General features: G+C 73.9%; 19 protein-coding genes and 1 pseudogene. 12 read left to right on the top strand and 8 right to left on the bottom strand.

Going from position 1 to position 21,745, the window contains the following annotated elements:
* The first annotated feature begins 50 nt into the window (after positions 1–50).
* From ettA to AA0005_RS14535, 6 genes are all read left to right on the top strand, one after another.
* Entirely contained in the window at positions 51–1,733 is a 1,683-nt protein-coding gene (gene ettA, locus AA0005_RS14560; RefSeq protein WP_413450852.1) for an energy-dependent translational throttle protein EttA, read from the top strand.
* Positions 1,733–2,197: an acyl-CoA thioesterase gene (locus AA0005_RS14555; protein WP_413450851.1), complete on the top strand. Its 465-nt coding sequence runs from the start codon at positions 1,733–1,735 to the stop codon at positions 2,195–2,197. Before ettA ends, AA0005_RS14555 begins: the two co-directional genes overlap by 1 nt.
* Before the next feature lie 172 nt (positions 2,198–2,369).
* Positions 2,370–3,203 (top strand): CPBP family intramembrane glutamic endopeptidase, encoded by an 834-nt coding sequence (locus AA0005_RS14550; protein WP_413450850.1) that lies wholly within the window; start codon positions 2,370–2,372, stop codon positions 3,201–3,203.
* Entirely contained in the window at positions 3,200–4,354 is a 1,155-nt protein-coding gene (locus AA0005_RS14545; RefSeq protein WP_413450849.1) for a sensor histidine kinase, read from the top strand. The genes AA0005_RS14550 and AA0005_RS14545 overlap by 4 nt, the downstream gene beginning before the upstream one ends.
* Positions 4,351–5,004: a response regulator gene (locus AA0005_RS14540; protein ID WP_413450848.1), complete on the top strand. Its 654-nt coding sequence runs from the start codon at positions 4,351–4,353 to the stop codon at positions 5,002–5,004. Before AA0005_RS14545 ends, AA0005_RS14540 begins: the two co-directional genes overlap by 4 nt.
* 103 nt (positions 5,005–5,107) lie before the next feature.
* Positions 5,108–7,171 carry a hypothetical protein gene (locus AA0005_RS14535; protein WP_413450847.1) on the top strand — a complete coding sequence of 688 codons (2,064 nt, stop codon included), beginning with the start codon at positions 5,108–5,110 and terminating at the stop codon, positions 7,169–7,171.
* On the opposite strand, the gene AA0005_RS14530 is transcribed toward AA0005_RS14535, so the two are convergent.
* From AA0005_RS14530 to ptsP, 6 genes are all read right to left on the bottom strand, one after another.
* Entirely contained in the window at positions 7,138–7,428 is a 291-nt protein-coding gene (locus AA0005_RS14530; protein WP_413450846.1) for a hypothetical protein, read from the bottom strand. The genes AA0005_RS14535 and AA0005_RS14530 overlap by 34 nt on opposite strands.
* A 74-nt stretch (positions 7,429–7,502) precedes the next feature.
* A complete protein-coding gene (locus AA0005_RS14525) occupies positions 7,503–8,504 on the bottom strand; it encodes a DNA topoisomerase IB (protein WP_413450845.1) in 1,002 nt (333 codons plus the stop codon).
* A 98-nt stretch (positions 8,505–8,602) separates the two neighbouring features.
* A complete protein-coding gene (locus AA0005_RS14520) occupies positions 8,603–10,867 on the bottom strand; it encodes a family 20 glycosylhydrolase (RefSeq protein ID WP_413450844.1) in 2,265 nt (754 codons plus the stop codon).
* An 83-nt stretch (positions 10,868–10,950) separates the two neighbouring features.
* On the bottom strand, positions 10,951–11,847 hold the full coding sequence (locus tag AA0005_RS14515) for an acyl-CoA thioesterase (protein ID WP_413450843.1): 897 nt from the start codon (positions 11,845–11,847) through the stop codon (positions 10,951–10,953).
* Positions 11,844–12,242, bottom strand: coding sequence for a globin (locus AA0005_RS14510; protein WP_413450842.1), 399 nt, complete (start codon positions 12,240–12,242; stop codon positions 11,844–11,846). The genes AA0005_RS14515 and AA0005_RS14510 overlap by 4 nt, the downstream gene beginning before the upstream one ends.
* Complete coding sequence (gene ptsP, locus AA0005_RS14505) at positions 12,239–13,936, bottom strand: phosphoenolpyruvate--protein phosphotransferase (protein WP_413450841.1); 1,698 nt, start codon at positions 13,934–13,936, stop codon at positions 12,239–12,241. Before ptsP ends, AA0005_RS14510 begins: the two co-directional genes overlap by 4 nt.
* A 206-nt stretch (positions 13,937–14,142) precedes the next feature.
* On the opposite strand from ptsP, the gene malQ reads away from it, so the two are divergent.
* A complete protein-coding gene (malQ, locus tag AA0005_RS14500; RefSeq protein WP_413450840.1) occupies positions 14,143–16,290 on the top strand; it encodes a 4-alpha-glucanotransferase in 2,148 nt (715 codons plus the stop codon).
* Positions 16,291–16,370: 80 nt separating this feature from the next.
* Here the strand turns inward: malQ and AA0005_RS14495 are convergent, their stop codons facing one another.
* Positions 16,371–17,702 (bottom strand): PTS transporter subunit EIIC, encoded by a 1,332-nt coding sequence (locus tag AA0005_RS14495; protein ID WP_413453104.1) that lies wholly within the window; start codon positions 17,700–17,702, stop codon positions 16,371–16,373.
* Between the two features lie 310 nt (positions 17,703–18,012).
* On the opposite strand from AA0005_RS14495, the gene AA0005_RS14490 reads away from it, so the two are divergent.
* From AA0005_RS14490 to AA0005_RS14470, 5 genes and pseudogenes are all read left to right on the top strand, one after another.
* Entirely contained in the window at positions 18,013–18,783 is a 771-nt protein-coding gene (locus AA0005_RS14490) for a GntR family transcriptional regulator (protein ID WP_413450839.1), read from the top strand.
* The gene (locus AA0005_RS14485) at positions 18,780–19,031 is read left to right on the top strand and encodes a PTS transporter subunit EIIB (RefSeq protein WP_413450838.1); all 252 of its coding nucleotides are present in this window, start codon (positions 18,780–18,782) and stop codon (positions 19,029–19,031) included. Before AA0005_RS14490 ends, AA0005_RS14485 begins: the two co-directional genes overlap by 4 nt.
* 70 nt (positions 19,032–19,101) lie before the next feature.
* Positions 19,102–19,362 (top strand): annotated as a pseudogene (locus AA0005_RS14480) (glucose PTS transporter subunit EIIB); the annotation flags it as partial.
* Positions 19,359–19,817 (top strand): PTS glucose transporter subunit IIA, encoded by a 459-nt coding sequence (locus tag AA0005_RS14475; protein WP_413450837.1) that lies wholly within the window; start codon positions 19,359–19,361, stop codon positions 19,815–19,817. The pseudogene AA0005_RS14480 and the gene AA0005_RS14475, both read left to right, overlap by 4 nt.
* Positions 19,808–20,494: an HAD family hydrolase gene (locus AA0005_RS14470; protein ID WP_413450836.1), complete on the top strand. Its 687-nt coding sequence runs from the start codon at positions 19,808–19,810 to the stop codon at positions 20,492–20,494. Before AA0005_RS14475 ends, AA0005_RS14470 begins: the two co-directional genes overlap by 10 nt.
* 541 nt (positions 20,495–21,035) lie before the next feature.
* On the opposite strand, the gene AA0005_RS14465 is transcribed toward AA0005_RS14470, so the two are convergent.
* Positions 21,036–21,743 (bottom strand): pyrimidine reductase family protein, encoded by a 708-nt coding sequence (locus AA0005_RS14465; RefSeq protein ID WP_413450835.1) that lies wholly within the window; start codon positions 21,741–21,743, stop codon positions 21,036–21,038.
* Between the last annotated feature and the right edge of the window lie 2 nt (positions 21,744–21,745).

Genomic DNA, 21,745 nt, shown 5'->3' with positions numbered 1-21,745 from the left:
ACGCAAGTGGCCGGGCGATCCGGCCCGCATCCTCGAGCAGTGGGAGAGTTGTGGCCGAGTACATCTACTCGATGGTCAGGGCACGCAAGGCGCACGGTGACAAGGTCATCCTCGACGACGTCTCCATGTCCTTCCTGCCCGGCGCCAAGATCGGCATGGTCGGTCCGAACGGCGCGGGGAAGTCGACGATCCTCAAGATCATGGCCGGGCTGGAGCAGCCCTCGAACGGTGAGGCGCGGCTGAGCCCGGGCTACTCCGTCGGGATCCTGCTGCAGGAGCCGCCGCTCGACGAGTCGAAGAACGTGCTGGAGAACGTCCAGGACGGTGTCGCCGAGATCAAGGCCAAGCTCGACCGCTTCAACGCGATCGGCGAGGAGATGGCCAACCCTGACGCCGACTTCGACGCCCTCATGGCCGAGATGGGCACCCTCCAGGGGGAGATCGACGCCGCCAACGCCTGGGACCTCGACTCCCAGCTCGAGCAGGCGATGGACGCCCTGCGCCTGCCCCCGCCGGACGCCGACGTCTCCGTCCTGTCCGGTGGTGAGCGTCGCCGCGTCGCGCTGTGCAAGCTCCTCCTCGAGGCGCCCGACCTCCTGCTCCTCGACGAGCCCACCAACCACCTCGACGCCGAGTCGGTCCTCTGGCTCGAGCAGCACCTGGCGAAGTACGCCGGTGCCGTCATCGCCGTCACCCACGACCGGTACTTCCTCGACCACGTCGCGGAGTGGATCGCCGAGGTCGACCGCGGGCGCCTGTACCCATACGAGGGCAACTACTCCACCTACCTGGAGAAGAAGGCCTCCCGTCTCGAGGTCCAGGGCAAGAAGGACGCCAAGCTCCAGAAGCGCCTCAAGGACGAGCTGGAGTGGGTCCGGTCCTCGGCCAAGGGCCGCCAGGCCAAGTCCAAGGCGCGTCTGGCCCGCTACGAGGAGATGGCCGCCGAGGCCGAGCGCACCCGCAAGCTCGACTTCGAGGAGATCCAGATCCCGCCGGGCCCGCGCCTGGGCTCGGTCGTCATCGACGCCAAGAACCTCGAGAAGGGCTTCGGGGACCGCACGCTCATCGACGGGCTGTCCTTCTCCCTGCCGCCCAACGGCATCGTCGGCGTCATCGGCCCCAACGGCGTCGGCAAGACCACGCTCTTCAAGACGATTGTCGGCCTCGAGCCGCTCGACGGCGGCGACCTCAAGGTCGGGGAGACCGTGAAGATCTCCTACGTCGACCAGTCCCGCGAGGGCCTGGACCCGAAGAAGACGCTGTGGGAGGTCGTGTCCGACGGCCTGGACTTCATCCAGGTCGGCAAGGTCGAGATCCCCTCGCGCGCCTACGTCTCCCAGTTCGGCTTCAAGGGCGCCGACCAGCAGAAGCCGGCCGGGGTGCTCTCCGGCGGTGAGCGCAACCGCCTCAACCTCGCGCTCACCCTCAAGCAGGGCGGCAACCTCCTGCTCCTCGACGAGCCGACCAACGACCTCGACGTCGAGACGCTCGGCTCGCTGGAGAACGCCCTGCTCGAGTTCCCGGGCTGCGCCGTCGTCGTCTCGCACGACCGGTGGTTCCTCGACCGCGTGGCCACGCACATCCTCGCCTGGGAGGGCACCGAGGAGAACCCGGCGAACTGGTACTGGTTCGAGGGCAACTTCGCCGCCTACGAGGAGAACAAGGTGGCTCGTCTCGGCCCGGACGCCGCGCGTCCCAGCCGGATGACCTACCGCAAGCTCACGCGCGACTGATGGCCCGGCTGACCGTTCCCGTCAAGCTCCGCTGGTCGGACATCGACGGCTACGGGCACGTCAACAACGCGGCGATGCTCACCCTCCTGGAGGAGGCGCGCATCGCCGCGTTCTGGGCGAGCCCGGAGGACCCGGACGTCACCGGCGGCAGGATCCTCGCCGCCGGTGACGGCGCGCAGACCGCCACCTTCATCGCGCACCAGGAGATCGAATACCTCGCGCCGCTCGAGTACACGACGGCGCCGCTCCAGGTGGAGATGTGGCTCGCCCGCATGGGCGGGGCCAGTATCGACGTCTGCTACGAGGTGCCCGGCCCGGAGGGTGTGGCCGTGCGCGCGATGACGACGCTCGTGCTCGTCGACAGCGCCACCGGCCGCCCGCGCCGCATCACCGACGACGAGCGTGCCGCCTGGTCCGAGCTCGTCGAGGCGCCGGTGACCTTCCGCCGCAACCTCACCCGCTGACGCAGCAGCACGCGCCCTTCCGCCGAGAGCCGGACTCCTCGGACACCTTCGCTGTCCCCCGTGCGGGGGACGACCAAGTGTCCACCCCGGGGTGACGACCCGGCCGAGGCCCGAGACCTAGCGTTTCGAGCAGTCGCAGCACCCTGCGACGGAACCTCGGAAGGGACTTCTCGTGCGTCTTGCCAAGCAGCTCGGAACAGTGGTGGTTGTCGCCGCCCTCGGCAGTGCCGCCGTCCAGGTGGTGCAGGGGAGCTGGCTCCTCACCCTGGCCGCCGGCGTCACGGCGGCGCTGCTCATGCTCCTCACCTACCGCTGGGTGGTGCGCCGCACCGAGCAGCGGCCGCCGCACGAGCTGGGCCGCGCCGGTGCGGTCGCGGGCTTCGGGCAGGGGCTCGGGATCGGCGTCCTCCTCTTCGCCGTCGTCATCGGCGTCATCGCCCTCGCCGGCGGCTACCGGGTCGAGGGGTGGGGAGCCCCGGCCGCCGCGCTCGGCTACCTCGGGATCACCACCGCGGCGGTGGCCACGGAGGAGCTGGTCTTCCGCGGGATCGTCCAGCGGCTGCTCGAGGAGCGGGTGGGCACCTGGGTCGCCCTCGCCGTGACGGCGGTGCTCTTCGGTGCGATGCACCTGGTCAACCCGAACGCGACCCTCTGGGGCGCCGTCGCCATCGCGATCGAGGCGGGTGGGATGCTCGGAGCCGCCTTCGTCCTGACGCGCACGCTGTGGCTGCCCATGGGGCTCCACTTCGGCTGGAACATCGCCGCGGGCGGCATCTTCGGCACCGAGGTCTCCGGCAGCGACACCCCGCAGGGGCTGCTCGAGGGAGTGCCGTCCGGTCCGGTGCTGCTGACCGGCGGGGCCTTCGGGCCGGAGGGGAGCGTCGTGGCCGTCGTCGCCTGCTCGCTCGTCACGGCGGTGCTCCTGCTGGTCGCGCGCCGGCGGGGGCGCATCGTGCCCCGCCGCCGGCCGGTCCTGCCCGCCACCACCGCTACGGTGTCGGCATGACCGACCCGCGGGCAGCCGCCGCCGTGTGGCGACGGCTGCCCGTGGTGGTCCGTGACCTGCCGCTCGCCGTGCTCATCGCGGCGGCGCCGTGGGTCGAGGCCCTCCAGGGGCAGGGAACGCGGCTCGGGGACATGCCCGAGCGGCCGCTCGACGCGCTCGCCCTCGTGCCGGTCGCGCTGCTGTCCCTGCCGCTCGCGGTCCGGCGGCGGTGGCCCGCCGTCAGCCTCGCGCTCGTCGCTCTGGGCTTCGCCGTCGACCAGATCTCCGGCTACCTCTCCGTCGCGAGCATCGCCCTGCCGATCGCCCTGGTGAGCGCGGGTGCCCACCTCGAACGCCACCGCAGCGCCGTCGTCGTCGCCGCGTCCGCCGGCTACGTGCTCCTCGCCGTAGCGCTCGACCGCCCGGGCACGGGGGAGGAAGCCTCGAGCTTCGTCGTCTTCTACCTGGTGCTCGCGGTCGCGTGGGGGATCGGCGCGTGGCTGCGGCAGTCGCGCGACGCCGAGGCCGAGCAGCGCCGCCACGTCGAGGAGACCACGCGCCTCACCGAGCGCACGCACCTCGCCCGCGAGCTGCACGACGTCGTCACCCACCACGTCACCGCGATGGTGGTCCAGGCCGAGGCGGCGCGGTACCTCACCGCCCGGCCCGACCGCCTGGACGAGGCGCTCACGGCCGTCACCGACACCGGACGCCGCGCGATCTCCGACCTGCGGCAGGTGCTCGACCTCCTCGATCCCGCCGCCGGGCCCGCCGAGCGGGTGCCCGCGGGCGGCGAGCTGCGCGAGCTCGTCGACCGAACACGGCTGGCCGGGCAGCCGGTGGAGTACCGGCAGGAGGGCGAGCCGCGGCCCGTTGCCGGGGACGCGGAGGCCGTCGCCTACCGCGTGGTCCAGGAGGCGCTGACGAACGCGCTCAAGCACGCCCGCGGCCGGCGGACCACCGTGCACGTCGGTTACGACACGGACGTGCTCACCGTGGAGGTCGCGACCCACGGGGTGGGCAGCAAGAAGGCGGTCCCGCCGGGCGGTGGCCGCGGACTGGCCGGGCTGCGGGAGCGGGTGGCGACGGCGGGCGGCGAGCTGGTCGCCGGACCGGACGACGGCGGAGCGTTCGTCGTGCGGGCCAGCCTCCCTGCGGGCGGTGCCGCGTGAGCGCGCCGCTGCGCGTGCTCGTCTGCGACGACCAGGCGCTCGTCCGCACCGGCTTCGCGACGATCATCGACGCCCAGCCCGACCTCGAGGTCGTGGGGGAGTGCGGCGACGGGCGCGCCGCGGTGGACCTCGCGCGGCGGCTCCGGCCCGACGTCGTCGTCATGGACGTGCGGATGCCCGTGCTCGACGGCATCGAGGCCACCCGGCGACTGGCCGGCCCCGGGGTCGCGGAGCCTGTCAAGGTGCTCGTCGTGACGACCTTCAACCTCGACGCCTACGTCTACGAGGCGCTGCGGGCCGGGGCCAGCGGCTTCCTGCTCAAGGACGCGCCGCCCGCGCAGCTGCTCGACGGCATCCGGACGGTCGCGGGTGGGGCGGCCCTGCTGGCCCCGGAGGTGACACGCCGGCTGGTCGGCCGCTACGCCGACCGCATCCGGCCGCCGGCCACCGAGGAGGGCCCGCTCACGCCGCGGGAGCTCGATGTCCTGCGGCTCGTCGCGACGGGGATGTCGAACGCCGAGATCGCCGAGAGCCTCGTGCTCAGCCCGGAGACGGTCAAGACCTACGTGTCCCGGATCCTCACCAAGCTCGACCTGCGCGACCGGGTGCAGGCCGTCGTCCACGCCTACCGCCACGGGCTGGTGACCTGACCCGGGCGGACCGAGCGGCCGCGCACGAGGGGCGGGTGGCGGCGCGTAGAGTGGACCGGTGCGCGGCCAGGGTGGCCGTGACGGACGACGATCAGGGACGACGATGAGAGGCAGGCTCCTCGCAGCCGTGGCGAGCGCCGTCCTCGCCGTGGCGGGAGCCGCGGTGCCCGCGCAGGCCGCCTACGAGTCCCAGCCGGAGCACACCCACGCCAACGTCTCCATCCAGGGTGAGGACCACGCCGGCGCGCAGGCCTTCGTGCCCGAGGACGACGAGCTTCACACCGTCGGCGCCTGGCTCGTCAGCCGCTCGGCGAGCGGGACGGTCGCCGCCTCGGTCCGTACCGACGTCACCGATCCCTCCACGGAGGTCGCCGCCGCCGAGGTCGAGCTCGGCGGTACCGGGAGCGGCTGGCTCGAGCTCGACCTCGGCGGGGCCGCGGTCACGCCGGGCGAGGAGTACGCGCTCGTCCTCCAGGCCCACGGCACCGACGGCTCCGTCGAGTGGTGGGGGAGCCGGTCCGCCGCACCGGGCGCACCGCCCAGCTGGAACTACGACCGCGAGCACTGGGGCGGCTGGGTGCAGCAGGGCGTGGGGGTCGCCCGCGGCCTCGCCGGCTGGGACCTGGCCTTCTACGTCAACGACGCGCTGGGCTCTGGGGGCTGCGGCGCGCAGAACTCCTGCTGGCGCCATCTCGGCGGGGAGCAGCTCAACGTCCAGCCCGCCGGCCTCATCGGCACACCCGGCCGGCCCTACGCGTTGTCCGCCTTCGAGGCGGCGGGTGCGCGCTACGTGCCCGGGTCCAGCGTGCTCGAGCTGTCGGACGGCAGCTGGCTGTACCTCCCCGCGGGCGCCGAGGTGCCCGCCGTCGTGCCCGCCGGGCACCCGGAGGCGCTCGCGCAGGTCGAGGAGAGCCGCGCCTGGCTCTCCTCGGGGGACGTGCCCGGGCGCACCGAGCGTGAGCGTGAGATGGCCGAGCGGGCGCTGCTCGACATGCGTCTGCTCGTCCAGGACAACGGCGCCGTCGCCGCAGCCTGGCACACCATCTGGCGCTACTCCTGGCCCCGCGACTCCGCCTTCACTGCGGTGGCCCTGGCCCGCGCCGGCTTCCTCGAGGAGGCGCTGCGGATCCTGCGCTACAACGCGCGCACCCAGCGCCCCGACGGCACGTGGGAGGCGCGCACGCTGCTCGACGGCTCCGGGCCGCCCGACGCGCGCCCCTGGCAGCTGGACGCCAACGGCTGGGTGCCGTGGGCGACGTGGCAGTACCTCCAGGTCGCGCCCGCTGCCGAGCGCGACGCCGTCGTCGCCGAGCTCTACCCGACGGTCCGGGCGGCCGCCGACGTCGCCGCCGCGAGCCTCGACGAGAACGGCATCCCCCCGGCCCGCCCGGACTACTGGGAGAGCGGCTACCCGGCGCCCAACCTCGGCACCGCCGCCCCGCTGCTCGCCGGCCTGCGCTCCGCCGCCGCCGTCGCCGAGCTCGCCGGCGAGGACGACGACGCCGCCCGCTGGCTGGCCGCCGCCGCCCACCTCCAGCGCGGGATCGACCTCTCCTTCGGCTCGATCGGCTACCAGCGCACCGTCGTCGAGGGCAGCGGCAAGGACTCCGCCGTCGCGTGGCTGGCCCCGCCCTTCAACCCGGCGACGGCGGAGGTGCGCGCCGAGCTCGACACGACGTGGGAGGTCCTCGTCCAGGACACCGGCGGGGTGCAGCCCGGCGAGCGGTGGGGCGACGACATGACGTGGACGCCGGAGACGATGTTCTTCGCCCTCGCGTGGGCCAGCGACGGCCAGCAGGCCAAGGCCGAGGAGCTCGTCGAGTGGATGGACGCCCACCGCACGGAGGTGGGGGCCTACCCCGAGAAGGTCGGCCCCGACGGCAACCCGGCCGCGGTCTCCACCCTCGGCTGGACCGCCTCGCTCACCGTGCTCACCCTCGACGCGCTCGAGACGCCGGCCCCCACCCCGTCCGCGGGTCCGGGGGACGACGGCGTGGCGGGCGAGGGGCGCACGGCCGCAGCCGCCCGGGCCGCCGTCCCCGAGTCCGCGGCCGGTGGTCCCTGGCTCGTGGCGCTCGCCGTCGCCGCAGCGGCGGGTGCGCTGGCGGCCTCACTGCGCCGCCGTCGCCGCGCTCAGCCGGCAGCGGCCCGGACGTCCCGGCGCTGACGGGCGGCGGCGGACTGCCGGCGCTCGCGCCGCACCCGTGCCGCGACGTGGCCCCCGGCCAGCACGGTGAGCGCGACCAGGCTGCCGGCGATGTTCGCCCCCGGCGCCGAGCCGGTGTCGAGGAGCAGGAACGCGGCCACGGTGAGGACGCCGTAGAGGACGGTGAGGCCGGCTACCGTCCGCGTCCCGAACAGGCGCGTGACCGCGAGGAGCCCCACGATGACGGCCGTGAAGGCAAAGGCCAGCAGCAGTGCCAATGTCGTCTCCCCTCGACAGGCGCGTGCCGCCATCGTAGGCGCGCGGCCGGCACTGGACCGGCGCTTTCGCGGGGTCAGGACAGGAGGTCGATGACCGCCTGCTCGGCGGGGGCCAGCCCCGTGCGCACCTCGACCTCGCCGGGTGCTGCCGCGTCGGGCGGGATCGTCGTGCCGCGCTCGAAGCTGTCGATGACCTGCGGGTCGATGTAGGAGGCCCGGCTCACCGCCGGGGTGTTGCCGAGGTCCTCGGCGACCCGCTTGACCGCCTCGCGCACCGCTGCCTGCCGCTTGCGCGTGGTCGAGACGTCCTCGGCCCGGGCGAGGTGGACGGCGGCCATGACCGTCCCGCGCCACGTGCGGAAGTCCTTGGCGCTCGCGTCGGGCCCGAGGAGCTCCTTGAGGTAGGCGTTGATGTCGGCCGTCGACAGGTCGACCCAGCGGCTGCCGTTGCGGTAGGCGAGCAGCTCGACCCCACCGCCGCGCCGGCGGCGCAGGGTGGTGAGCGGGCCGGTGAGCTCGGGGTCGTGCAGCTCGAGGGAGCGGGGCAGGCCGGACTTGGCGGTGTACTGGAAGCTCAGCGTGCCGTCGGCGCGGATGCGCAGGTGGTCCTTGCGCAGCGTCGCCAGCCCGTAGGTCTCGTGCCGGGCGGCGTAGGTCTCCCCGCCGATGCGGAAGGCGCCGCGGTCGAGGAGGCGGAAGGCGATCGCCAGGGACTGCTCGCGGGTGAGGCGGGACAGGGCCAGGTGCTCGGCCACCTGGGACCGCGCCTCCGGCAGCCGGGTGGCCACCTCGAGGACGTGCCGGTACTTCGCCCGCTCGCGCCGGGCGCGCCACACGTCGTGGTAGAGGTACTGGCGCCGCCCGGCGTCGTCGATCCCCACGGCCTGGATGTGCCCGGCGGGGTCGGGGCAGATCCACACGTCGCGCCACGCGGGCGGGATGACGAGGGAGCGGCACCGCTCGACGACCTCGGGGTCGGTGACCCGCTGCCCGTCCGGGCCGAGGAAGTAGTAGCCCTTGCCGGCACGACGGCGGGTCAGCCCGGGGGAGTCGACGCGGACCTTGCGCAGCCTCACCTGGTATCCCTCACGGGCCCCAGTCTGGGAGCTGTGCGCCGATCTCGCTCGCCGAGGCGCGCGACCGGGTGGGCCGCGCCCCCTGCCCGGCGGCCGGCTCAGCTGTGCCGGCCGCGGCGTCGCACGAGGCCCGCGCCGGTGCCGACGAGGGCGACGACGCCGAGCGCCACCAGCCCCAGCGGGACGCCCGTCGCGGGGAGCGTGCCGCCACCGGGCCGGGCCGGCGGGCCGGGCGGGACGGCGGTCGGTGCCGGCTCGCCCGGCGGGGGCGGGGGCACCGGGTCCCCGAGGACCGTCACCGTGAGCGGCGCCTGCGCGGTGCCGTTCGGGGCGGTGACGCTGAGGACCGCGCTGTAGGTGCCCGGATCGGCGAAGCCGTGCTCGACCTGGAGGAGGTACTCGCCGTTGACGGTGAGGTCGTCGCCCGCGCGGGTGGGGACCACCGCTGCGGGCACCGGGCCGCTTCCGTCACCGAGGTCGACGGTCGCCGTGATCTCCTCCGCGGAGGTGCCGGGCGCTGTCGCGACACCGACGGTCATCGCGGCGGGCGTCCCGGGGCTCTCGAGACGCTGGTCGATCCCCGCGGCGTCCACGCTCCACGCCACCTCCGGGGTGGCGTAGAGGTTGTGGTCCTGCAGGGTCAGGCGTCCGCCGAGGGGTGCCAGCCGGTCGAGGAAGTCCGCGAGGTCGCGCGTCTCGCGGGGCGTCCAGCCGATCTCGAGGGTCGCCGCGGCCCGCGGCAGCACGAGCCACTGCGCCTGCGCGAGGCCGCGGACGGTTTCGGACCACAGCGGCCCCTCGACCCCGAGGAAGCCCTCGGGGGTGACGTCCGGGAAGAGCTCCTGCGGGTCCCACTCGTAGTACCGCTGGACCGTGCAGTCGTCGGGGCAGGCCCACGACAGCCCGATGGGCGAGACCGGGTCGTCCGGGTCGTCCGGGTCGTCGGGGTCGTCGCCGTCGTAGCGCTGGTCGAGGTAGGCGTGCGGGGCGTCGGAGACGACCATCCGGGCACCGTTCTCGTTGACCCGCTGAGGGGCGATCGCGGCGCTGGCCGTGCCGGCGCTCCACATCTGCAGGACGTTGCCCTCGTGGACGTCGGCGAGGGCGAGCTCGTTCCAGCCGAAGGGCTCCTTCCCGAGCCCCTCGACGACGTCGACCATCCGCTCCATGAAGTAGATGTAGTCCTCCTCCTCGGTCACGTGGGACTCGTCGCCGCCGATGTGGAGGTAGGGCCCGGGGGTGAGCGCGGCGATCTGGGACCACACGTGCTCGAGGAAGGTGTAGGTGACCTCGCTGCGGGTGTCGAGCGTCGAGTGGCCGACCTCGCCGGTGCCGTGCGCCGGCGGGACCCCCGTCTCGGGGTCCGGCTCCGGCGCGGCGCCCTCGGTGTTGAGCTGGGGGATCGCGTGGAGCGCGGCCTGGGTGTGCCCCGGGGTGTCGATCTCCGGGACGACGACGACGTGCCGCTGGGCGGCGTAGGCGACGATCTCGGCGTAGTCCTCCTGGGTGTAGAAGCCGGTGCGCCCGGGCTCGCCCTGGTAGCCCTGCTCCGTCATCGCCGTCTGCCCGGAGACCGAGGTGAGGCGCGTGTAGTCGATGTCGTCGCCCGCGGCCCGGCCCTCGTTGGTGATCTCGATGCGCCAGCCCTGGTCGTCGGCGAGGTGCAGGTGCAGGTGGTTCATCTTGAGCTGGACGAGGGAGTCGATGAAGGCCTTGACCTCGTCCACGGTCTGGAAGCTGCGTGCGACGTCGAGCATGATGCCGCGGTACGCGAAGCGGGGGGCGTCGAGGACGCTCACGGCCGGCACCGTCCACGGCCCGGAGGTGACGGTGTCGTGCTCGACGAAGGTGGGCAGGAGCTGGCGCAGGGTCTGGACGCCGTTGAACACGCCCTGGGCACTCGTCGCGGAGACGACGACGCCGTCGGCGCCGGCCACGAGGGTGTACGCCTCGGGGGAGCCCTCATAGCCGGCGACGGCGTGCTCCGGCCCGACCCGCAGCGTGATGTCGGCACTCGGACCACCTTCCGCCGCGACGGGCAGCTCGTAGCCGGTGGACGGGCGCAGCACCTGCGCGAGGAAGTCGCCGGCCGCGGCGGCCTCCCCGGCCGCGACGATGCGGGCGTCCGGGGCGAGGACGAAGGGGGCGGCGTCGGCGTCGTGCTCGACGGAGACGGGCCGGGGGACGATGCGCGGCGCGGCGGTGGGCTCGGACATGGCCTCCAGCGTGCCACCGACCGGTGCCGCCGCGGGGCCGTTCAGGGCGGCGGCCGGGAGGCCGAGCGCCACGACGGGCAGCAGCAGCGCCGCCGCGAGGGCGGCGCGGCGCCGTTGACGGCTCGTGGACGGTCCGGTCGTGGTCATGGCGAGCTCCCCCTTGGTCGCGACCACGGGAGGCGCGCTGTGCCCGCCCCACCGCGAGTGACGGGGTCAGGCTACGACCGTCGTCAAGACCCGGCGTGCACCCGGATCATGCCCTCCTGCGCGAGGGTGGCGACGAGCGCACCGGCGCGGTTGTAGACCTTCCCGATGCCGAGCCCGCGCCCGCCCTGGGCGCTGGGGGCGTCCTGGACGTAGAGCAGCCACTCGTCCACCCGCACGTCGCGGTGCCACCACATCGCGTGGTCGAGGCTGGCGACCGAGAGGCCGGGGGAGGTCCACACGAGCTCGTGGCGGCGCAGCACCGGCTCGAGCATCACCTGGTCGCAGGCGTAGGCGAGCAGCGCGCGGTGGGTGAGCTGGTCGGCCTCGACCGCGCCCCGGGAGCGCATCCACAGCGCCTGGCGGCTCAGCGGGGACCGGCCGCGCGGCACGTAGATCGAGCCCTCGACGTGCCGGATGTCGAAGGCACCGGTGCGGGCGTAGAACTTCGCGGCCGGGTGGTCGTAGCGGGAGAAGAGGTCCGCCGAGCTCTCCAGGCCCTCCGGGCCGGGCACCTCGGGCGGCTCCTCGGCGTGCTCGAGGCCCGGCTGCTTCTCCTGGAAGGAGGTGATCATCGAGAGGATCGGCTCGCCGTCCTGGATCGCGTGGGTGCGACGGGCGCTGAAGGAGCCGCCGTCGCGCATGCGCTCGACCTCGAAGGTGATGGGCCGGTCGAGCTTGCCCGGGCGCAGGAAGTAGCCGTGCACGGAGTGGGGCAGGCGCTCGGCCGGCAGGCCGGCGTCGGCCACGGTCTGCGCCGCCGCGATGATCGACTGGGCGAGGACCTGCCCGCCGTACACGCGGCCGCTCAGGTGCTCGAGCGAGCCGCCCGTGCACGTGTCGTGGCCTGTGCGCTCCAGTCGCAGCAGCTCGAGGACAGAGGCCAGTGCCTCGCTCTGCTCACCGGTGTCGGGAACCGTCACGGCGCCTCCATCGTGTTGACGAGCGAGAACGCGGCCCGCTCGAGGTAGGTCCACAGCATCGTCTCGAGGTCCTCGGGCAGGCCGAGCTCGTCGACGCCGTCGCGCATGTGCTGCAGCCACCGGTCACGGGCCAGCGGCGTGACGGCGTAGCCCGCGTGCCGCATCCGCAGCCGCGGGTGGCCGCGGGTCTCGGAGTAGGTCGTCGGGCCGCCCCAGTACTGCTCGAGGAACATCGTCAGGCGCTCGACGGCACCCTCCATGTCCTCCTCGGGGTACATCGGGGCGAGGACGTCGTCGGTGCGCACGCCCTCGTAGAAGCGGCGCACGAGGCGCTCGAAGGTCGCCCGGCCACCGAGCGCCTGGTAGGCGGTGACCTGGTCGGGGGAGGAGGTCACAGGCCGAGCTCGTCGAGGACCGGGAGCTGACCGCGCACGAGGGCCCGGGCCTGCTCGGCGGACTCCGCACCGAGGGCGAGCTGGGCGATCTCCTGGCAGCGCTGCAGCGTGACGGAGGCGAGCACGGCCGCGACGTCCGCGAGCGAGCGCGGGGACATCGACAGCGAGGACACGCCCAGGCCGACGAGGACGACGGCGGTGGCCGGGTCCGCGGCCGCCTCACCGCACACGCCCACGGGCCGGCTCTGCTGCGCGCCGCCGCGGCAGGTCTCCTCGACCATCCGCAGCACGGCCGGGTGGAAGGCGTCCGACAGCGAGGCGAGGGAGCCGAGGAGGCGGTCGGCGGCCATCGTGTACTGGGTGAGGTCGTTGGTGCCGATGGACGCGAAGGCCGCCCGGGCGAGGATCGGCCCGGACATGAGGGCGGCGCTGGGCACCTCGACCATGACGCCGGCCGTCGAGAGGCCGTGCTTGGCGCAGGCGGCGACGAACTCCTCGGTCTCGTCGACGGTCGCGATCATCGGGGCCATGACCCACACGTCGGCGCTCTCGGCGGCGGCCGCCTCGGCGATCGCGGTCAGCTGGTTGTCCAGGATCCGGGGGTTGCGCCACGAGGTGCGCAGGCCCCGCACGCCCAGGGCCGGGTTCGGCTCGGCGGTGTCGGTGAGGAAGGGCATCGGCTTGTCGGCGCCGGCGTCGAGGGTGCGCACGACGACCTTCTTGCCGGGGAACGCGGCGAGCACCGTGCGGTAGGCCTTGACCTGCTCCGCGACGCTCGGCTCCTCGGCGCGGTCGAGGAAGCAGAACTCGGTGCGGAACAGGCCCACACCCTCGGCGCCGGCCTCGGCGGCCTTGGCGGCACCGGCCGGCTCGCCGACGTTCGCGAGGAGCTGGACGTGGTGCCCGTCGCTCGTGCGGCCCTCGCCGTCGAAGCTGCGCACCTGCGCGGACAGCGCCTCGGCGGCGGCGACCTCCTCGGCGCTCGGGTCGAGGACGGCGGTGCCGGCGGCGCCGTCGACGAGGACGGTGCGGTCCTCCTCGAGCAGCTCCAGGGCCTGCGGCGCGCCGACGACGGCGGGGATGCCGAGGGACCGGGCGAGGATCGCCGTGTGGGAGGTCGGGCCGCCCTCGGCGGTGACGATCGCGCGGACCTTGCTCGGGTCGAGCAGCGCGGTGTCGGCGGGGGCGAGGTCGAGGGCGACGAGGACGAAGGGCTCCTCGCGCTGCGGGATGCCCGGCATCGGAATGCCGAGGAGGCTGGCGACGACGCGGTCGCGCACGTCGCGCACGTCGCGGGCCCGCTCGGCCATGTACCCGCCGAGCGCGCTCAGCTGCTCGGCGACGGCGTCCGCGGCCTCCCACACGGCCAGTGCGGGAGTCTTGCGCTCCTCGCGGACCTTGGCCTGGGCGGCCTGCACGAGCGTGGGGTCGGCGGCCATCTGGGCGGTGGTCGCGAGGATCTCGGCGGCCTCGCCCTCGGCGGTCTCGGCGGCGCTGCTCAGACCCTCGGCGACGGTGGCCGCGTGGGAGGCGACGGAGGCTGCGGCCGCCTCGACGTCGTCGGCGTCGGTGAGCCGCTCGTGCGGGGAGGGGGCGGGGACGGCCCCGGCGAGCTGAGCCACGGGGCCGACGGCGCGTCCGGGGCTCACGCCGATGCCGCGGACCTGGGTGCGGTGTACGTGCTCAGTGCTCAAGTGGGTGCTCCCGTCACGTGGTGCCATGCTGTGCCTATTGTGCGCCCTGGCCAGCGACGCTCGGCCGCTGCGCCTCGACCCTACCGCCCGCGCCGCCCGTGGTGGCACGCCCGCGCCCGCGCCCAGGCCCGGCCGGTCTGGCAAGATCACGCGGAGACCCGGCTGCCAGGCAGCCATGACGCACGAGCCGAGGAGCAGCTGAGCACGTGAACACCACACCGTCGTCCGGGCAGGCCAGCGGGCTGCCGAGCGAGACGCTCCAACGGCTCGCGGCGGCGCACGGCGTGGCCACCGACTTCTGGGACTACACCGGCAACCACCGGGTGGTCCCGGCGAGCACGATCCGTGCGGTGCTCGCCGCGCTCGGCGTCGTCGTCGAGACGGAGGAGGAGGTCGCCCAGGCGCTCGCGGACGCCGAGCTCGCCCCGTGGCGCTCGGTCCTGCCGCCCAGCCTCGTCGTGCGGCGCGGCCGCGAGGACCAGGTGGCCGTCCACCTGCCCGACGGCAGCGCCGTCGCCCTGCACGTGGCCCTCGAGGACGGCGGTGAGCGCCGGCTCGAGCAGCTGCCCGTGTGGACCGACCCCCGCGACGTCGACGGCGTGCGCACCGGCCGGGCGACCTTCGGGCTGCCCGCCGACCTGCCGCTCGGCTGGCACGAGCTCGTCGCCGTCGTCGAGGGGGAGGAGGCCGCCCGCTGCACGCTGGCCGTCACCCCCGACGTCCTCGCGGCGCCGGCCGCCGTGCCCGAGCGGGCGTGGGGCGTCATGGCCCAGCTGTACTCGGTGCGCTCGCGCACCTCGTGGGGCGTGGGTGACCTCGCGGACCTCGCGGAGCTCGGCAGCTTCTTCGGGGAGCAGGGCGCCGACTTCCTCCTCATCAACCCGCTGCACGCCGCCGAGCCGGTGGGCCCGATGACGCCCTCGCCCTACCTGCCGGTCACCCGCCGCTTCCACAACCCGCTGTACATCCGGCCCGAGGACATCCGCGAGTGCGCCTACCTGCCGGGGCCGCAGCGCGCCCTCGTCGAGTGGGCCGCCGAGGAGGTCCGCGGCGCAGCCACCGACCCCAGCCCCATCGACCGGGACGCCGCGTGGGCGGCCAAGCGCCAGGCGCTCGAGGTCATCCACAAGGCCGGCCGCTCCCCGGCCCGCCAGCGGCAGCTCGATACCTTCCGTGCCGAGGAGGGGCAGGGCCTGGAGGACTTCGCGCTGTGGTGCGCCCTCGCGGAGCGGTACGAGGGGCAGGAGTGGCCCGCCGAGCTGAACGACGTGTCCTCCCCGGCCGTCTACCGCGCCCGCGTGGAGCTGGCCGAGCGCGTCGACTACTACGTGTGGCTCCAGTGGGTCGCCGACACCCAGCTCGCCGACGCCCAGCGCACCGCCCGTGAGTCGGGCATGGCGATGGGGATCATGCACGACCTCGCCGTCGGCGTGCACCCCAGCGGCGCGGACGCGTGGAGCATGGGCGACGTCCTTGCCCGCGGCATCGGGGTCGGCGCGCCGCCGGACATGTACAACCAGCAGGGCCAGAACTGGTCCCAGCCGCCCATGCGCCCCGACGCGCTCGCCCGGGCCGGCTACGCGCCCTTCCGCGACATGCTCCGCACCGTGCTCCGCCACGCCGGCGCGCTGCGCATGGACCACATCCTCGGCCTGTTCCGCCTGTGGTGGATCCCCGACGGCCACGGCGCCGACGAGGGCACCTACGTGCGTTACGACCACGAGGCGATGGTCGGTGTCCTCCTCCTCGAGGCGCAGCGCGTGGGCGCCGTCGTCATCGGCGAGGACCTCGGCACCGTCGAGCCCTGGGTGCGCGACTACCTCGCCTCCCGCGGAGTCCTCGGCACCTCCGTGCTGTGGTTCGAGAAGGACGACGACGGCGGCCCCCTCCGCCCCGAGGAGTACCGCGAGCTCGTGCTCGCCACCGTCAACACCCACGACCTGCCCCCGACGGCGGGCTACCTCGCCGAGGAGCACGTCGACCTGCGCGAGCGGCTGGGCCTGCTGGCCGACCCGGCGCCGGTCGTCCGCGCCGAGGCCCGGCGCGAGCGCGAGCGGATGGTCGCCCGGCTGCGGGAGTACGGCCTGCTGCCCGACAGCCCCACCGAGCGGCAGCTCGTCGAGGCGCTGCACGCCTACGTCGCGCGCACGCCCTCGCGGCTGGTCGGGGTGGCGCTCGTCGACGCCGTGGGGGAGCGGCGGGCGCAGAACCAGCCAGGCACGGACACCGAGTACCCCAACTGGAAACTGCCGCTGGCCGACGGCTCGGAGAACGTCGTTCTCGTCGAGGACCTGCCCGGCATCGCCCGCCTGCGCTCCCTGGTGGAGGTCGTGGAGGAGTCCCTCAACCGGTAAACCCACCCCCTCCCGCATACGCCGAGAGCCGGATTCCTCCGTGGAGGAATCCGGCTCTCGTGCGCGTGAGCGGGGGAGTGCTAGCGCTTGCGCCTGCCGGCGTCGCCCGCGGCCTCCTCCTCGGCGGCACGCTTGCCGGTGGAGACGGCGGCCGCCTCCTGCGCCTCGTCGAAGACCGACGGGGCCGGAGCACCGTCCACGGTGTCGTCCTCGCGACCGGGGGTCTTGAGGTTGAACTTCTTGATGATGAAGCGGAAGAGGAAGTAGTAGATGACCGCGTAGACGAGGCCGATGACGATGATCATCAGCGGCTGCTCGGCGATGCGGAAGTTGAGCAGGTAGTCGATCGCGCCGGCGGAGAACGTGAAGCCGCTGCGGATGTCGAGGGCGTTGACGAGTGCCAGCGACGTTCCGGTGAGCACCGCGTGGACGACGTACAGCGGGAACGCGACGTAGGCGAAGGCGAACTCGAGCGGCTCGGTGATACCGGTGAGGAACGCCGTCAGGGCGACCGAGACCATGATGCCGCCGGTGACCTTGCGGCGGGAGGGCTTGGCGGTGTGCCAGATCGCCAGGGCCGCGGCCGGCAGCGCGAACATCATGATCGGGAAGAAGCCGGTCATGAAGATGCCGGCGGTCGGGTCGCCCGCGAGGAAGCGGAAGATGTCGCCGTTCGCCACCTGGTCGGTCTCGGGGTTGACGTACTCGCCGAACTGGAACCAGGGCAGGTTGTTGAGCAGGTGGTGCAGCCCGAAGGGGATGAGCAGGCGGTTGACCGTGCCGAAGACGAAGCCGCCGAGCACCGAGTTGCCCGGGTTGGTCACCCAGTCACCGAAGCCCGTGATGACGGTGTCGAACAGGGGGTAGATGAAGGCGAACACGACCGCGACGATGACGGACGTGAAGGCCGTGATGATCGGGACGAAGCGGCGGCCGCCGAAGAACGCGAGGTACGGGGGCAGCTTGATCCGGTAGTACCGCTGGTAGAGGAGGGCGGCCACGATGCCGATGACGATGCCGCCGAGGACGCCGTAGTTGATCGTGTACGTGAGGATCGGCTCGCCGCTGTCTGCGGCGATGGTTCCGCTGTCGGCCTCGACGCCGAAGGTCCCGCCCCACGGGGCGTTCATCGGGGCCAGCACACCGAGGACGTTGGTGAGCACGAGGTAGCCGATGACGGCTGCCAGGGCGGTGGAGCCGTCCGACTTGCGGGCGAAGCCGACGGCGACACCGACCGCGAACAGCAGCGCCAGGTTGTCCATGAGCGCCCCACCGGCAGCGGCGAAGACGTCAGCCACCGGCTGGACCCAGCCCATGCCGGACCAGCCCGCGACACCGTCGGCACCGAGCATGTCGCTCTGGCCGAGGCGCAGCAGGATGCCCGCGGCGGGCAGGGAGGCGATGGGCAGCATGAGGGAGCGACCCACACGCTGGAGCTGGGCGAAGCCGGGGATCGGCTTCCGTTCCTTCTTGGCCGGGGCCGAGCCGGCGCCGGCGGTGGCAGCAGTCACGTCAGGCTCCTCGTCGAGGGCGGCGGTGGAGGACCGTCGCGGGGTGGTCCGGCCGGGGAAGGACCGGACGGGGAAGCTGGTGTGAACATCCTGTGCAGGATGTCTGGACCAGTTGCGCATACTAGACCGCCATATGATCGTGCGTGTCAAGCATCACCCGGGCGTGGCCCCGGGTCCGTCGGTCACGGTCCGGTGACGGGAGGGTCGAGCCTTGAAGTACCTCACCGTGCGTGACCACCTGCGCGGCCTCATCGACGACGGTCTGGGCGTCGGGCAAGCCATCCCCTCCGAGCGCGAGCTGTGCGAGCAGTTCGGCGTGTCCCGCATGACGGTGCGCCAGGCGGTCGACGCGCTCGTCGTCGAGGGCCTGCTCGAGCGGGTGCAGGGCCGCGGCACCTTCGTGGCCCAGCCCAAGGTCGACCTGCAGCTGCGCCTCGTCTCCTTCCCCGAGGAGATGCGCCGCCGCGGGATGGAGCCCTCGCTGCGGGTGCTGGCCGCCGAGCGCGTGGCGGCACCGCCCCACGTGGCCGACGCGCTCGACCTGCCCCCGGAGGCCGAGGTGCACTACCTGCGGCGCCTGCGCCTGGCGGACGGGCTGCCGATGGCGGTCGAGGAGAACTGGCTGCCGGCGACCCTCGTCCCTGACCTCCTCGACGAGGAGCCCGCTCCCAGCGTCTACGACGCCCTGACTGCCCGGGGGCTGGGGCCCACCTGGGGCGAGGACGTCATCGAGGCCGTCCTGCTCGAGTCGGAGGTGGCCGGGCACCTCGACCTGCCGGCGGCGACGGCGGGGCTGCAGATCCGCCGCCGGACCTTCAGCGGGGACCTCGCCGTCGACTACGCCACCTCGATCTACCGTGCTGACCGATACTCGCTGTGGGTGCCGGTGAGCGCCCCCGGACCGACCCTGGTGCCCTCGCGCCGTCGTCTCGAGCCGACGGCGGCCGGTCACCACCCCACTCGTGAGGAGGGTCTGGCGTGAAGGACATCCACGCGATCCTGGCCGGACTCGGCGGCGTCGACAACATCCGCGAGATCGAGCCCTGCGTGACCCGGCTGCGCGTCGAGGTCGAGGACCCGGCGCGGGTCGACGCCGTCGCCATCCGGGCGGCGGGTGCACACGGGACGGTGCAGCGCGGCAAGGTCGTCCAGGTCGTCGTCGGGCCCGAGCTCGACACGCTGCTCAGCGAGCTGAGCGACGAGACGTGGCGACGCGCCGACGACGCCTAGACCCGTCACGCCGAAGACGTCTGGACCAGTTAAGGTTTCGGTACGAGACGGCGCCGTCCGTCACCGACCAACGGCCGCGGCCGTGGATGAGGAGCAGAACATGAGCAAGGCAGAGTCCATCCTCGCGGCCCTCGGCGGCGACGAGAACATCGTCGACCTCGAGGCGTGCATCACCCGTATCCGTGTCGAGGTCGAGGACTCGAGCAAGGTCGACGAGGCCGCGCTGCGCGCCGCCGGCGCCTTCGGCGTGGTCCAGCAGGGCACGGCCGTGCAGGTCGTCGTCGGCCCCGAGGCGGACAACATCGTCGAGGACATCGAGGACCTTCGGTGAGCCTGCGGGTCCTCGCACCCGTCAGCGGCACGGTCGTCGCGATGGCCGACGTCCCGGACCCCGTCTTCGCGGGTTCGATCGTCGGCCCCGGCGTCGCCATCGAGCCCGACGGCGAGGGGGAGGTGCACGTCGTCGCCCCCGTCGACGGCACCGTCGCCAAGCTCCACGCGCACGCCTTCGTCCTCGTCACCGAGGAGGGCCGCGGGGTGCTCGTCCACCTCGGCCTGGACACCGTCCAGCTCGAGGGGCGCGGCTTCACCCTGCACGCCCAGGAGAAGGACACCGTCACCGCCGGGCAGCGGCTGGTCAGCTGGAACCCGGCCGAGGTCCGAGCCGGTGGTCGCTCGCCGGTGAGCCCCGTCGTCGCCCTCGAGGGCAAGCAGGAGGCGCTCGCGGTGGCCGTCGAGCCGGGCGCCGAGGTCGCCGCGGGCGACGAGCTGTTCGTGTGGGAGTGACCCCTTCCGAGGACCTGCGGCTCCGGGTCGGCGAGTTCCTCCGCCGGCCCGGGGCCGCCGTCCTGCTCGACCTCGACGGCACGCTCGTCGACTCCGAGCCCATGCAGCGGGCGGCCTTTGCCGCCTACTTCGCCTCCCGCGGCTGGGAGGTGCCCGACGAGGTCGTGCGCCTGTTCATGGGCCGACGCGGGCGCGAGTCCTTCGCCTCGATCGACGGACCGTGGGCGGGGGAGGACCCAGGCGTGCTGACCGAGGCGGTCATCGCGATGACCGACCCCGTCGCGCACCCGCCCACGCCGGTGGCGGGCGCCGCGGAGGCGATCCGTGCCTGGCGCGAGCAGGGGGTGCCGGTCTCGCTGGTCACCTCGGCCTTCCGCACGTGGGCCGAGGAGGCGCTCGAGCTGCTCGGCGTCGCCGAGCTCGGGGTCCGTCTCGTCACCGCCGAGGACACCCCGGTGGGCAAGCCCGCGCCCGACCCGTTCCTGCTCGGTTCCGAGCGGCTCGGCGTCTCGCCCGGCGACTGTCTCGCGGCCGAGGACTCGGTCGCCGGCACGACCTCCGCACGGACCGCGGGTGTGGGCATCGTCGTCGGCGTGACGACGAGCCTGGACGCCGACGCGCTGCTCGCCGCGGGCGCCGACGCGGCTGTTCCCGACCTCACCGCCCTCGTCTCCTGACCAGCGCGGGAGGCGCCCGCCCTCACCGGGCTCCCCCCGTACGAGGCCCTCCTGCCACGTCCCTCGTGCCGGAGCCACCTGGGCCCTCGGCTGGCTACTCGCTCCGTCCGCGCCACTTGCGCCCGGAGCGCTGCCGCCGGACGCGTGCGAGGAGGAGTGCACTGCGAAGCCCTGTCGGCCGAGCAGGACTGGTGGTGGAAGACCGCGACACATGGTCGGCCAGGCGGGATCGCGTCGGCTCAGCGCGAGCGGCGGTTGCCGAGCAGGAACCGTGGTTGCTCAGCGGGTGTGACTCCCGAGAATCGGGAGCGGTGCTCGTCCGAACGAGCACGGATGCTGCGGAGCGGGACGGTTCCCGGTGAGCGGGAGCAGCGCCCGCCCGGCGCGACATCGCTCCCGGTGGGCCGACAGGCGCTCGCAACGCACCTTCTCCCGAGCGGCCTGAGCGGCCTGAGCGGCCTGAGCGGCCCGAGCGCCCGAGCGGCCCGAGCGCCCGAGCGGCCCGAGCGCTCGAGCGGCCTGGGCGGCCGGAGCGGTGGCCCTAGCGACGGCGCTCGTAGCGCAGGAAGAGCATCTCCTCACCGTGGAGGACGTGGCCGAGCCGCATGCGGCGGCTGACGGCACGGCCACTGACGGCGATCCGCGGTGCCGTCCCCGCCTCGAGGAGGGGCGAGAGGCTGAGGCACAGCTCGTCGAGCACGTCGGCCTCGACGAGGGTGCCGAGCAGGCGCGGGCCGCCCTCGGTGAGGATCTGGTGCATGCCCCGCTCCTCGAGCGCGGCGACCAGGCGGGCCGGCTCCACCCGGTGCTCGCCGCAGTCCACGATCTCGGCGACCTCCTCCAGCGCGGTACGCCGTGCGGGCGGGGCGTCGCCGTGGGTGAGGAGCAGGGGCCGCGGGCCCGGGGCGCGGAAGACCTCGGCGTCGGGCTCCAGGGCGAGTGCCGAGGAGACGATCGCCAGCCGCGGGAGATCAGGGATCCCGCGGTCGCGGCGCCAGGTGACAGCGGCGTCGTCGAGGCCGAGCCCGCCGTAGCCCTCGACCCGCACCGTCCCCGCCCCCACGACGACGACGTCCGCCAGCTGCCGCAGGGTGCGGAGCAGCAGCTGGTCCTCGGCGTCACCGAGCGGGCCGGCGACACCGTCGTGGGTCGCCGCGCCGTCGAGGCTCGCGACGACGTTCCCGCGCACCCACCGGCGGCTGCGGTCCGCGCGACCGTAGGCGGTGAGGAATTCGTCCTGGGTGGCCATCA

The organism is Georgenia phoenicis (genome assembly GCF_047302425.1).
In the GTDB taxonomy this organism is placed as follows: Bacteria; Actinomycetota; Actinomycetes; order Actinomycetales; family Actinomycetaceae; genus Oceanitalea.
The sequence above is the reverse complement of the archived record's forward strand: the minus strand, read 5'-3'. Positions and strand labels throughout refer to the sequence as shown.